General features: G+C 26.3%; 20 protein-coding genes. 5 read left to right on the plus strand and 15 right to left on the minus strand.

The window, feature by feature from the left end:
- Positions 1-112 precede the first annotated feature (112 nt).
- From pdeM to EU95_RS03905, 8 genes are all read right to left on the minus strand, one after another.
- On the minus strand, positions 113-763 hold the full coding sequence (gene pdeM / locus EU95_RS03940) for a ligase-associated DNA damage response endonuclease PdeM (RefSeq protein ID WP_032522271.1): 651 nt from the start codon (positions 761-763) through the stop codon (positions 113-115).
- Entirely contained in the window at positions 764-3238 is a 2475-nt protein-coding gene (locus EU95_RS03935; RefSeq protein WP_032522272.1) for a ligase-associated DNA damage response DEXH box helicase, read from the minus strand.
- A complete protein-coding gene (locus EU95_RS03930) occupies positions 3238-4875 on the minus strand; it encodes an ATP-dependent DNA ligase (protein WP_032522273.1) in 1638 nt (545 codons plus the stop codon). Before EU95_RS03930 ends, EU95_RS03935 begins: the two co-directional genes overlap by 1 nt.
- The gene (locus tag EU95_RS03925; protein WP_032522275.1) at positions 4872-5864 is read right to left on the minus strand and encodes a ligase-associated DNA damage response exonuclease; all 993 of its coding nucleotides are present in this window, start codon (positions 5862-5864) and stop codon (positions 4872-4874) included. The genes EU95_RS03930 and EU95_RS03925 overlap by 4 nt, the downstream gene beginning before the upstream one ends.
- Before the next feature lie 34 nt (positions 5865-5898).
- On the minus strand, positions 5899-6312 hold the full coding sequence (locus tag EU95_RS03920) for a hypothetical protein (protein WP_032522276.1): 414 nt from the start codon (positions 6310-6312) through the stop codon (positions 5899-5901).
- Positions 6313-6394: 82 nt separating this feature from the next.
- Positions 6395-6682: a translation initiation factor IF-2 N-terminal domain-containing protein gene (locus EU95_RS03915; RefSeq protein ID WP_032522277.1), complete on the minus strand. Its 288-nt coding sequence runs from the start codon at positions 6680-6682 to the stop codon at positions 6395-6397.
- Positions 6683-6777: 95 nt separating this feature from the next.
- Positions 6778-8097 carry a DUF2130 domain-containing protein gene (locus tag EU95_RS03910; RefSeq protein WP_032522278.1) on the minus strand — a complete coding sequence of 440 codons (1320 nt, stop codon included), beginning with the start codon at positions 8095-8097 and terminating at the stop codon, positions 6778-6780.
- A 131-nt stretch (positions 8098-8228) separates the two neighbouring features.
- Positions 8229-8597, minus strand: a complete 369-nt coding sequence (locus EU95_RS03905) for a hypothetical protein (protein ID WP_032522279.1) — start codon at positions 8595-8597, stop codon at positions 8229-8231.
- 230 nt (positions 8598-8827) lie between these two features.
- Between EU95_RS03905 and EU95_RS03900 the strand changes: the two genes are divergently transcribed.
- Positions 8828-9031 carry a hypothetical protein gene (locus EU95_RS03900; RefSeq protein ID WP_032522280.1) on the plus strand — a complete coding sequence of 68 codons (204 nt, stop codon included), beginning with the start codon at positions 8828-8830 and terminating at the stop codon, positions 9029-9031.
- Between the two features lie 49 nt (positions 9032-9080).
- Here EU95_RS03900 and EU95_RS10095 read toward each other — a convergent pair whose 3' ends face one another.
- Complete coding sequence (locus EU95_RS10095; protein ID WP_206537476.1) at positions 9081-9254, minus strand: hypothetical protein; 174 nt, start codon at positions 9252-9254, stop codon at positions 9081-9083.
- Positions 9255-9388: 134 nt separating this feature from the next.
- Between EU95_RS10095 and EU95_RS03895 the strand changes: the two genes are divergently transcribed.
- Positions 9389-9595: a hypothetical protein gene (locus EU95_RS03895; protein WP_032522281.1), complete on the plus strand. Its 207-nt coding sequence runs from the start codon at positions 9389-9391 to the stop codon at positions 9593-9595.
- Between the two features lie 14 nt (positions 9596-9609).
- On the opposite strand, the gene EU95_RS03890 is transcribed toward EU95_RS03895, so the two are convergent.
- Complete coding sequence (locus EU95_RS03890; RefSeq protein ID WP_032522282.1) at positions 9610-9804, minus strand: hypothetical protein; 195 nt, start codon at positions 9802-9804, stop codon at positions 9610-9612.
- A gap of 142 nt (positions 9805-9946) precedes the next feature.
- Here EU95_RS03890 and EU95_RS03885 point away from each other — a divergent pair, with 142 nt between their 5' ends.
- Complete coding sequence (locus tag EU95_RS03885) at positions 9947-10129, plus strand: hypothetical protein (RefSeq protein WP_032522283.1); 183 nt, start codon at positions 9947-9949, stop codon at positions 10127-10129.
- Positions 10130-10299: 170 nt separating this feature from the next.
- Here the strand turns inward: EU95_RS03885 and EU95_RS10285 are convergent, their stop codons facing one another.
- The 4 genes from EU95_RS10285 to EU95_RS03875 form a co-directional block, all read right to left on the minus strand.
- Positions 10300-10428, minus strand: a complete 129-nt coding sequence (locus EU95_RS10285) for a hypothetical protein (protein ID WP_275040497.1) — start codon at positions 10426-10428, stop codon at positions 10300-10302.
- A gap of 9 nt (positions 10429-10437) precedes the next feature.
- On the minus strand, positions 10438-10818 hold the full coding sequence (locus tag EU95_RS03880; RefSeq protein ID WP_241466725.1) for an alpha-2-macroglobulin: 381 nt from the start codon (positions 10816-10818) through the stop codon (positions 10438-10440).
- A gap of 12 nt (positions 10819-10830) precedes the next feature.
- A complete protein-coding gene (locus EU95_RS09955; protein WP_193742478.1) occupies positions 10831-11007 on the minus strand; it encodes a hypothetical protein in 177 nt (58 codons plus the stop codon).
- A gap of 76 nt (positions 11008-11083) precedes the next feature.
- Entirely contained in the window at positions 11084-11515 is a 432-nt protein-coding gene (locus EU95_RS03875; RefSeq protein WP_032522285.1) for a hypothetical protein, read from the minus strand.
- 133 nt (positions 11516-11648) lie between these two features.
- On the opposite strand from EU95_RS03875, the gene EU95_RS03870 reads away from it, so the two are divergent.
- Positions 11649-11918, plus strand: coding sequence for a hypothetical protein (locus tag EU95_RS03870; RefSeq protein WP_032522286.1), 270 nt, complete (start codon positions 11649-11651; stop codon positions 11916-11918).
- Between the two features lie 253 nt (positions 11919-12171).
- Here the strand turns inward: EU95_RS03870 and EU95_RS03865 are convergent, their stop codons facing one another.
- Entirely contained in the window at positions 12172-12450 is a 279-nt protein-coding gene (locus EU95_RS03865; protein WP_032522288.1) for a DUF2103 domain-containing protein, read from the minus strand.
- 111 nt (positions 12451-12561) lie between these two features.
- On the opposite strand from EU95_RS03865, the gene petN reads away from it, so the two are divergent.
- Positions 12562-12663 (plus strand): cytochrome b6-f complex subunit PetN, encoded by a 102-nt coding sequence (petN, locus tag EU95_RS03860; protein WP_011376303.1) that lies wholly within the window; start codon positions 12562-12564, stop codon positions 12661-12663.
- Positions 12664-12798: the final 135 nt, after the last annotated feature.

Consider the following 12798-nt stretch of genomic DNA (forward strand, 5'->3'; position numbering starts at 1 on the left):
TTAAGGAAAAATAACTTCCTTAAAATTAATTGATAAATATATTAAACGAGACTTTTATGTATAAATTTGTATAGTTAAACGGAAATGAAATTCAGTTAGTTTGATTTTCTGATTAATTTTTTATTTCGATAATTTTTTCTCCAGTAACAATTGCCCATTTTTTAAAAGACTGTTTACAAGGATATCCGCCTGTTAAATCTCCAAATGCAGGCAAATATAAAATATTTTTGTTTGTATCCATTGCAAAACATCTAAGAGATAATTTATCTCCATTATTTTTTAAATATAATTTTGGATGATAATGTCCACAAATATTCAAAGTTTCTTTATCTGATAAATTTACAGACTCATGGCTATAAGTAATATTTTTAGTTCTCTTAATATCAAAAATTTTTATATTTTTAATATCACAACCAACATCATGATTTCCCAGAACAAGTTCCACATTTGTTTTTAGAAGTCCAGGAAGATCTTCAACTTTTTTTTGAAGAGTTTTTCCTATGGAATATTTACTATGGAACAAATCTCCTAAAATTATTAATTTTTCAGGACTATATTGTTTTACAATTTTTTTAATTCTTGCGAAATTATTTTCATCTGAATTATTTGTCAGGGGAATACCATTTTGCTGAAAATAATCAGCTTTCCCAAGATGAATATCGCAAATTAAAAGTTCTTTTGTTTCGGGTAAAAATAATGCTCTTGAAGGCAGCATTTCTAATAAAGTATCTTCCCAGTAATATTTAAAAGAACTTTTTTTCATTTAATCACTATATTTTTTTATAAGTTTTTCTACTCTTTTTTCTATTGGTTCATTACTTAGAGTATTTTTAAGTCTCTCAACTAATAAAGGGAAAGCAAAAGGAGTTGGAGTTTTAATCTCGTTTATAATCATCTTTAAGTTTTTTAATCTTTCTAGAGATCTCGATATTCTCTTATTTTCTAATTGATATTCTTTTACTTCTTGATGCGATTGCTGTATTAAAAGATGATCTTCTTCGTATTTGGTAAATACATCGTAAAAAAGACTTGAGCTTATCTGCAGTTGAGAGGAGGTTTTTGTTTTTGTGGGGCTATTTTGATTTACTAGTCCACTTATTTGTGCAATATTTTTAAATCTTCGTTTTGTTAATTCTGAAAAATTAATTGCATTTTCAAGATCTTCTTCTAGTTTTTGGTTATCCAAAAAGTAATTAGCTTCTTTTTTTATTATGGAAAAATCATAATCTTCTGAAGTAGTTAAGCTGAATCCAAAATCATTAGCAGTAATACTAAATGTGGATTGTTTTAATTTTGTAAATCTTAAAGCCCATAAAAATCCAATTCCTTCATTTACAAATTTGCCATCAAGGGTAAAAACAAAAAGATTTGAGAAATCCCTAGTTTTATAAATTTCTATAAGGAATTCATCTTTCTTTGGAATATTGGAAAAAACCTTTTGTTTCTTTAATATTGGGAGTAATGAATTTAGCTCAGGATTCAAGTAATCATATTTTTCTAATTTATTGCATATATCTATTTCTTTTCTCAAGCTTTCACAAAGAAGATCAGAAATTGCCATTTGACCACCAACCCAGGAAGGGATTAGGGAACTTTTTTTTGATGATTTTTTAACGTATAAGATCATGTCTCTCATTCTTATAAATTGGAGCATTTTCCCAGCAAAGTAAAAGGTATCGCCTGGATTTAATTTTGAGGCAAAATTCTCTTCCAAATTCCCTAGTGATTTACCCTTCATATATTTAACAATTACAAATTTGTCGCTTGTTATAGTGCCAATATTAAACTTATGCATTCTTATTAATGATTTGTCTTTTACAAAATATTTAAAGTTTTCACTTTTATTTTGTGATTCTTCTTTGACAATCTTTTTATATTTTGGATATGCCTTGAGACATTTCCCACCATATTCTAAAAAGTCTATACACCAATTCCATTCTTGATCTTTTAAGTTTCTATAACTCCAACAATTTTTTATCCTTTCTTTTTCAATATCTGGATCAAAGCCATTTCCGCAGGCTAGGCTTACAAGATGTTGAAGGAGCACATCATATGATAATTCAGGAAGTTTAATTTTTTCAGATATACCGCTTTTTATTATTCTTCTCATTGCACTAATCTCTAATAACTCTAAAGAATTAGTAGGCATAAAAATTATTTTTGATTTTCCTCCTGGTCTATGAGCACTTCTTCCTGCTCTTTGAATAAGCCTAGCTAAATTTTTTGCACTACCAATTTGAACGATTTGATCTACAGGTTGAAAGTCAACGCCTAGGTCTAATGAACTGGTACAGACTACCCATTTTATTAATCCGTCTTTAACCCCTTCTTCAACTCTTCTTCTATCTTCCTTATCAAGGGAACCATGATGAATGGCTATTCTCTCTTCCATCTCAGGCACAAAAAATCTGAGACATTGATACCATCTCTCAGATTGATTTCTTGTATTGGTAAATAATAAGGTACTTTTATTTTTATCCAAGATTTTTAAAAGTGAAGAATGACTTCTAATTCCTAAATGCCCACTCCATGGAAAAGTTGTTTTCTCCTCTGGTAAAACACTTATAATTTCAATTTCTTTTTGAATATTTGTATTTATTATTTTGGGTTTATTACCCCTCATTCCTACTATCGCTCTTGCCGCTTCTTCAATATTTCCTATAGTGGCCGACATTGCCCAAATTTGTAAATTTTTTATATTCCCTCTTATCCAGCTTAAAGATAATTCGCATTGGTTACCTCTTTTACTGCCCATTAATTCATGCCATTCGTCAATAATTATTGATGATAATTCTCTAAAAATATTATTAGATTCTTTATTAGAAAGTAAAAGACTAAGAGACTCTGGAGTGGTAATAAGAATATTAGGTGGTTTCTTTAATTGCTTTTTCTTTTCATATGGAGAAGTATCTCCATTCCTGATTTCAACAGTAATATTTTTATTAAAATGTAAAGCTGCTAGTTGTATTGAATTCTTTAAATCCCTACTTAAGGCTTTTAAAGGAGTTATTAATAAAATATTTACACTAATATTATTTTTGGGATTTTCTATCTTTGATAAAGGACCCATTATTGCTGCATAAGTTTTGCCACATCCAGTTGGGACTTGAATTATTCCATTTTCCCCATTCAAAAATGCTTCCCATGATTCAATCTGAAATGGTAATGGGTCCCAGCCATTCTTGTAAAAAAAATCTTCAATTTTAGAAATTGAATTAGTTTGCGTAATATTTTTCATTATATTTTTTTCATTAATTCATAAGCATTTTCTAGACTATTAGCATCGGTAATTTTTTTATCTTTTCTCCATTTTGTTATTCTTGGAAATCTTACTGCTATGCCTGATTTATGTCGTTTTGAAATTTGTATCTTTTCGAAAGATATTTCGAATACCATTTCTGGTTTTAATGATCGCACAGGACCAAATTTTTCTATTGTATTTTTCCTTATCCATTTATCAAGCTCTTTAATTTCATTATTCGTTAGACCAGAATAAGCACTAGCAAATTTAATTAATTCTTTGTCTTTCCATAATGCAAAACTATAGTCTGTATAAAGACCAGCTCTTTTCCCGCTTCCTCCCTTAGCATAAATCAAAACCGCATCTAGTTGCATAGGGTCAACTTTATATTTCCACCAAATACCTTTTTTTCTTCCAGAAGTATATATGGATCTCTTGTTCTTAATTACTAATCCTTCAGTATTATTTTCTCGAGATTTTTCTTTATAACTTTGAGCATCTGACCAATCTTTAGGATAGATTAAATCACATATTTTGAAAACATCAGAGATATTATTTTTAGGTTGATTTTGCCATGTTGAAAAATACTTTTCTAACTCAATTCTTCTATTTTCTAATTTAATTTCTCTTATATCCCTTCCTTTAATCTCTAAAAGGTCATAAGCAATGAAAATTATTGGATATTTTATTTGTATTGATCTGGTGGGAGATTTTCTATTTATTCTTTTTTGAAGAAAAGAAAAATTCAATGCAATTTGCTCTTGAAAATCCCAAACTAATAATTCCCCATCAAGAACAAAATCATCTTTTATATTTGACATTTTATCCACTAATTCTGGGAATGATTCATTTACTAATTCTTGACCTCTTGTCCATAACGAAATATTCCCTGATCTTTTAACTAATTGAATTCTGATACCATCGTATTTCCATTCAAACTGGAAATCATTTATGGAATTTTTAATAATTCTATCTTCAAAGGTATTTGCTAAAAGAAATGGGAATGGTTTGGAATTTAATTCTTCAAGTTTTATCTTCTTATTAATTAAAAATTCATATGAATCAACTGAAGGTTTAAAATCTCCCATTAATCTATGAGAAATTATCTCTTCATCAACATTAATTAGTTTTGCAATTGATTTTGTTATTAATCCAATAGAGACTCCTACTCTAAAGGTGCCTGTAAGAATTTTGTTGAAAATTAGATGGTCATCTTCTGGCAATGTTTCCCAAATTTTTTTAATTTCTAAATTCTTCTCATATTCATTAAGTTTTGATAAATCAGGTAATGTTTTACTTAATAATTTATTGAGAGTTATATTTGATATTTTTTTATTTCTAGAATAATTTTTGTTTTTGAGTAATAAAGTAATAACCTCAGCTGAATCACCAACTTTTAAATAACATGTATCAATTAACCATTGAGGGTATTCATATACTTGAGAAAAAAGATTTTTTAAATATCTTCCACTAACAAATCTCTTGTTACTTTTCCCAGTTAATAAATATATTGCCCATGAGTTATCTATAGGTTTATTTGATAAAAAATAATTTTTTAAAACTTCAATTTTATTATTTGTACTATTAATTGAATCTAGATCTGTAAATAATTTTGAAAAATTTTTTAAGCTCATATTATTCCTTGAAAAAAAAGAACATTTATTGATTCCTTCTCAATCAAATATTTACTTATAGATTCACTGTCACCATGATGAAAAAATACGTTTTTTGCTTCAGATTTTTTTACTACTTCCAATATTCCATCCCAATCTGCATGATCAGAGATTGCGAATCCTTTATCATACCCTGATCTTTTTCTTAAAGCTCTTATTGACATCCATCCACTCGCAAAAGCTGTTTGAATATTTTTGAAATTTTTTAGATAAGAACCCTTACTTAAAGATGGAGGTAATAATATTAAATTTCCCTTGAGTTTATCAATCTCTTTTTTATTTTCGATTTTAATAGTTTCATTAATATCAATTCCAAGTTTTTTATAACAATTGTTTATTTTATTAATACTACTATGGGTATAAATATTGCCTTTAAAATTTGTTTGACTAATTTCGTTCAATAATCTCTGAGCTTTCCCTAGTGAATAGCAGAAAAGTAAAGAAGTTTTCTCGGGGGAATTAGTTATCCAGTTTGAAATATTATTAGCTATTTTATTTGTTTCATCCCATTTGAATATTGGTAAACCAAAAGTACATTCGCTTATTAAATAATCAGTTTTTACTATTTCATAGTGTCTACAAGTCTCATCTTTTTGAATTTTAAAGTCTCCTGAAATCAGCCATTTTTCTTCAGCAAAGATAAATCTTATTTGACTCGACCCAAGGATGTGGCCAGATGGATGAAAAGAAATATTGATACCATTTATTTTGAAGTTTTCACCATAATCAAAAGTCTTAATATTTATATTTTCTCCAACTCTCTCTTTAAGAAGTATTGCAGTCTCGTAAGTAGAGATGTACTCTTCACATCCGAATGTAAAGTGATCAAAATGAGCATGAGTTACCAATGCTCTACTTACTGGATTCCTTGGGTCGATCCAAACATCAGCAAGCTCACAATAAAGATTTCCATCTTTATATGTAATTAAATCTTTTTCTTTAGTTCTCAAAACTAAATCTATTAAATAAAGTTAATTTAGCTAATTATGCCCAGGCTTGTTTTGATAAAGCTATAGCTGAAATTGTAAGTAAAGCAATTACTACAAATTTGTTACTCCAATTTATCATAAACAAACTAATTTTATTAGCCGGTACTTTATATAAAAAAGAAACTTTTTCCTCATTTCTTTTGTGTTGCTTTTCATTATTTTCTAAATAATTTAAATTACTAATTTTATTAATTAATTTAGATTCGCAATTTGATAGTTGTTCAACTTGATTTAATAAATCAAAATCTTCTGGTCTTAATAGGGTATTTAGTTCTTTAATTTGGACTTTGTTATTTGCGATAAATTCATTAACTATCTGATCGGTATTATGACCGTTCTTTATTTTTAAAAGAATATCATCTCTTTCCCAGGATTTTTCTAGGGAGTCTAAAATTTTTTTTATGCTCATTTAAGTATTTTTACTTATGATAGATTATTGCCATTATCTTATGTGGTTTATTCTTTGAGGAATAACAAAAAATAAGTTTTTTTTAAGATTTGCGAATTAGTCTGTTAGCAAAATAATTTATCTTTTCTTTTTCTTCAATTTTTTTTGAATTAATTTTTGCTTTTACTTTATTTTCATTTAAATTAACTATTTCATCTGATACATTTTTACCAGTATTGAAATATCTTTTTATTTGTTCTGATTCTTCTTTATTTAATCTTTTTGTTGAACCTTTCGCATTTATTCCAAGTTTCTTGCAGGCTAAAAGTATTCTATTACTTTCGACATTAAGATCTTTAGCAAGAGTGAAAATAGGAGTGTTGATAGACATTATTTTTTTCTATGAAATTTATTATTAATAATATATTTATAAATTAGTAATTAAATCTATTTTTAACTATTATTAATTTCAAATATTTTATTTGATTATGCAACTTCATCTTCGAAACTATTTAAATCATTAAACTTTTTCTTCATAGTTGGATTATTTCTAGTTAATTTCTTAACCGTTAAATCTTGAGATTTGCTGTCAGCAGATAAAAGGTGTTTTTTTGAAAGAATTAGAGCCTCTTTAGTTTTTTGTAAATGAGTTATTGATTTATCTATTTCTAAAATTGCATCATTAAATCTATCCTGGGCAAGGGATACATTTTTACCAACTGCATTCTTAAATTGCTCAAGAGTATTTTCAAAATTTGTAATGTCATAATTCTCACGTTTCATTAAATCAATTTGTGATTTGTATTTTAAAGTTTCCATAGATGCATTTCTTAGTAAAGAAATAATTGGCAAAAAGAATTGAGGTCTAATAACATACATTTTTGGGAATCTATGTGAAACATCTACTATCCCTGCATTATATAATTCGCTATTTGGTTCTAATAGAGAAACAAGTACAGCATACTCACAAGACTTTTGATTTCTATCTTTATCTAATTCTCTCAAAAAATCTTCGTTTTTTCTTTTAGTGCTGCCATTCAAACTTTCGTTCTTCATCTCAAACATTATTGATACAATTTCAACTTTGTTTTCATCAAATTCTCTAAAAATATAATCACCTTTACTACCTGAAGAGACATCATTATCCTTTTCAAAATATGAATTTTTAAATGCCGTAGCGCGATTAAGATTGAATTGATTTTCGCAATGGATTTCTAAGGTTTCTCCTACCATTTTGGTAGACAATCTGGATTTCATTTCTCTTAGTTCCTGAATAGTCAGGTCCCTTTCGCTAATTTTGCTTTTAAATTTTTCTTCAATTAATTTTTCATTTATTGATTGTTCAAGTCTCATCTTTTCAATGGAAGTTGTTAATGCTGAGTTTTCTTTTTCTAATTTAGTAACAGCTTCATTGACTTTATTTTTTAATGATAATTCCGAAATTAAAGATTGGTTTTTAATCTCGTCCTTTAATTTGTTTAATTCATTATTCAGAGAATTAATTTTATTTGTAGCTTGATTGGTTAAATCATTTAGAGCATTTTTTTTCTTCTCTTCTGCGATATTTAATTTAGATTCAAGAGCTTTGATTTCAATCTCTTTAGAGCGTTTATTTTCTATCAATTGCATTTCCATTTCTCGCCTTAGGATTTTCAATGATTTTTTATTATCTTCTTCAGCCAATAGAAGTCGTTCCTTTATTTGTTTATTAAATTCTTCATCTTTTATTTGAAGAAGTATTTCTTCAAAGCTGCTGGGATCAATTCGGAAAGTTTTGCCACATGAAGGGCATTTAATATCTTTCATTTTTAAATTACAAAATTAATATTAGGGAGGATTTAATATTCGAATAATGTAGTAAGAATATTCTTCTTAACTAAGAATAAACAATAGTTATATGTTATGCACTAAAAAATAAAATAAATTTTCGATGAATGTTATATTAATCCAGATTCTTTAAGAATATTAATTTTATTTGCTAATTCAATATCTGCGGATGATATTTTACGATCTAATTTTTTGTAAGAAGAAACTGTGTAACCACTATCATCAACGAATTCATCTTCTGCATCTTTTAAATGCACGTTATCATTTTGAATCTCATTGTAAATATCAGATTTGTATATATTTGATTTATTAGTATTACCATACCCAAAATTTGCAATCCCTCTGGCATCTAATGCTTCCTCAACTAATATTCCAACTACTTTGGATCTACTTATAGATTCGCTTTTTGAAATTTCATCAATAATTTCAAGGACCCTTTTTCTTGGAAGATATCCTATTCTTTTAACTTTATTTTCCATGAGGCTTTGCATATGTCAGTATTGTAACACTTCTGTCAATTACGATTAAAGTATTCTTTGTGGTAATTAAGTGTAAACTTAAATTATTAAAGAAAGTATAATTTTATTGAACCTTATAATAAAACAGTTTCTTAATTAGTTATTCAAAAATTTTAATATGCTTTCTCTAATTAACCACTCAAATTAGGTCAAATTTAAAATTTTTTTTCTAATATAAATTCTTAATTCTTATGGAAGATAAACTTTATGACAATGCTGACAGCTTCGCCATGTCTTTTGACGAGGAATGGAAAAATATTGATTGTGATGATCCGCGATTAAAGATAAATAAAGTATTCGAAATTTTATCTGAGCATCCTTTTTTGGTTTCTAATCCAGAAAATGCAAGAAAAATGGCAGAATTTAGAATATTTTCACTAAAAAAATTTCAATAATTATTTTTGTACTTTTATTTAAACTAGAATTTATTTTAATAATTAGGATCTAAATATTTGGCGAATTAAAAAAGCCTTTACTGTACAAAAATATTATGATTCCTATAATTGGGCCTATCCCAAATACAAAAAGTACTAATTTTGCAGAATTTTTCGTTTGACCTAATTCTTGATTCTTTTTATTTCCCTTAGTTTGAATTTTTTTTGATTTTTTCTTTTTCATGAAAAATATATTACTACAACGCAACATCGAAAAAATTTTTTGCGTTATAAAATCTTATATATTATTGATTTGGTCAAATTTGTTCAGGAATCGAAAAATACAATATTGTATAATGTAATGAATAGAAAGCAAATATGAGTGCAACTAAGAGAGAGGAAGTAATTTCTCACCTTCGATATATAAGGTTAGAATTGAGAGAAATGCATCAAATGCTTATCAAAGAGGATTTGTTACCTGATCTAAGTGAAGCGAAAGAAGTACACGCACAACTTGATGCATTACTTGCTTTGTTATCAGATAAAAAAGTAAAGAAAATTAAAAATCAATTTGGAAAATTTTGATGTATTTGGATGTATTATAAATAATTAGTCGCTGATTCAATCTTTTTTCGATTATCGTGCATTATCTCTAGTTTATTATAAATTTCTTTAATTTGTATTTGTATTGAATCAGTTGAATTTATATTACTCAAAGCATCCATCGCTGATAAAAGACTTTCCTTAGCTTCTATCAGATGTCTACATTCTTTACTGCCTGCTTCGTATGACATAGTATTTAAAGAAACTTATTATCATAAATTTATATGTAATTCTTCCGTATTGCTTGATACTCTTATCAGATAAAAGTTTATTATTGTCATTTTTAATACACTATAAAGAATAAACTTTACTAATAATTATATAAAAAAACTAATGCAAGAAAATTTTAAAAATTATGAATTCTGTATTAAAGTAGCCTTAGATAACGCAAAGAAAAGAATAAATCTGCTTGATAATTTAGATAAAAAGTGTGTTTTGGACGAGTACAAAGAATGGATCAATGATGGTGTAAATAACCATAAAGTTTTAATATTAAGAGAGGACCCAATTATCTAAGAAATAACAAAAGAATTTTTCAATTATTGGCTTTCGATGTGATTTTAAATAAAAAATAAAGACTTGCAATAAAAGTAATTATTAGAATAATTGTTAAAGGAGAAAAATTATACATAATATAATTACAATATTATTTATTAATAATATATTTCATTATAACTGCTTTTAAATCAGTCTTCTTTAAGTAAAGAACAAATAAATTTGTTAAGAATTTCTTTTTCTAAAAAAATCTCTTTACCTTTATAATTTTTTAACTTCTTAAAAATTAAATCAACTAAATCTTCTAATTTTGGGTCCATTATATAAAATTATTTTTCTAATAAATAAATTTTCTCTTCACCAATTTTATCTGGTTTAGTTATTTTACATCCTTTATCTTTTTCCATATCACAATCTTTTGTAGCAGGAATAGATATCCAAGTACAAATCTTTTCTTGTGAATCTTCTTTTAAGATAACCCATCCATCATCTAAGTATTTTGATATACCATCCTTGCCACATGAAAACTTTATTTCAATTCTTTTCTTCTCTGAATTGTTATTCTCATTAATATTTTCTTCAGAATTAATTAAGGGGTATTCTTTCTTGATTAAAGTACTACAAGAACTTAATAAAATTGATATGAAAATTATTTGTGAAAAATTTTTTATTCTTTCCAAATTTTTTATTTTTTTAATATTCAATGCCATTTAAAGTATATTTTATTTTGATTCTATTAATTTTAATAGTTGATCCATTTTAGTCATTAATTTTTTTACATCATCTGGATGTGGTAATACTAATTCTTCAGTAACTTCTAAATGCATTTTCTTTAAGTTTTGCCTTAAATCCTTTAAATGCATTTTTACGTTTTCTTTCTTTTGTACTACATCATTCATAGGGTTAAAAATTAGGTTTGTAAAACTTTAAGTAAATATCATAATATTTTAAGCGTTTTTACCAAATATTTTAAATTTAAAAATTGTCAATTTCAAATATGGCTCTACCACCATAACAAAAATTAGTAGATAACATTCTTAATTTCTTATTATTAAATCCATTAGTACTTTTATTTTTAATAATATAATTTTTTGCAAATGATTCACAATCTAACTTGTTTTTTGAATGTTTAATTACTGGATAAAAATATGCCAACACAATAATTATAAAAAAAATTGTTATGAATGACTTTTTTTCATTTTTGACTAATTCTCTTGCATCCCTGTTTGTTTTTAAAATTTTTATGAGTAATCTATCTGGCAGCCCTATTTGAACAAATAACAATTCCACCCACCATGGAAGATCTCTATTATTCTTCTTTTTTGATTTTCCGGAAGTATTCATTTTCTTGGCTTCATGATTTTGATTTCTAGCATCTTTTGAATTAAATTTTTCTTCTTTATTCATATCATCGAATAATTTAATTGGAATATAGAGCTTTTATTTTGATTTGGAAACTATATTTTTATTTTATAAGTTTTAATTTAATTTATCTATGAATTTTAGTATTGTTAATTTGTAGTTAATATAGAAATCTTAGATGCCAAAAAAGAGAAGGAAGTTAAATAAAGATTTCGAGAGGAAAATATATTCATCAAAAAAAAATGTTGAGTTGGTCTTGGCCAAAATTTATGATATCGATGATGAAGATATACAAAATGAATATATGAACGCGTTTAACGGAGTTGTTTTTCTATATGACGAAGTGAAAATGGATTATGAAATACAAGGATTTAATGATAATTCGGAAGAACTACTCTCAAATTATATGAATGCTTTTAAATTATTCGAATCAGAATTTGAAATTTAAATTCTGATTGCCTCTATAAGGTATTACGGGTATTTCAATTAGATTTCCTTTTTGGAGAAAATACCTTTTCTCTTGCAAATGTTTTATGCACGAGAGCTTCCTTTTTTCTTTATTACAAAATTTTCTTATTTGGTAATCAGTAAGTGAGAATGATTTATTACCAAATGTAAGTAAAGCAAATAAAAAAAAAGATAAATATAATGGTAATTTCATTTAATCTATTGAGATTGAACTCTAATTTTCATTTATTAAATCATTTTCTATTATAAGTATCTATAATTTGTTTTAAATCGGCTTTACTTAAGTCTGTTGAAATAAAAACTTCTTGTGCTGTTGTACCTTTTCTTGCGATTGCTTTATATCCGTTTATTGTCTTAACAGATATTCTAAATATTAATTTAGAGGTTTTTCCTTTTACTCTTGATATTACTGCAGGAGTTACTGTTTTTATATTTGTGTCAAGGGCTAACCTCTTTAGTATTGGGATTAGACCTTCTATATTTGTACTATGATTTAATACTAACCTTCCCAATTTTTTATTTTATATTCTATTGGCAAAATTATGTTTCTGAGAAATTAAAATAAAATTTAAAAAATAAATTACTGAAGTTCTGTTATATTTACAATGAGTTATTTAAATCTAATGATTTTTCAGATAGGATGGGCCGCATTAGCTGCAATTTTTACTTTTTCAATTGCAATGGTTGTTTGGGGTAGAAATGGTGACGGATCTATTGATATATGATTTCATTTATAACTTATGAGGTGTTTTTAAGTAAGTTTCTTATTATTACTTCATTCGTTTTACTTATATTTATAACATTTGCTGTAATTTATATCTCGTATGTCTCTTGGAAAGATAAACAAAGACTAAAAAATA

The organism is Prochlorococcus marinus str. MIT 9201 (genome assembly GCF_000759955.1).
GTDB lineage: Bacteria > Cyanobacteriota > Cyanobacteriia > PCC-6307 > Cyanobiaceae > Prochlorococcus_A > Prochlorococcus_A marinus_G.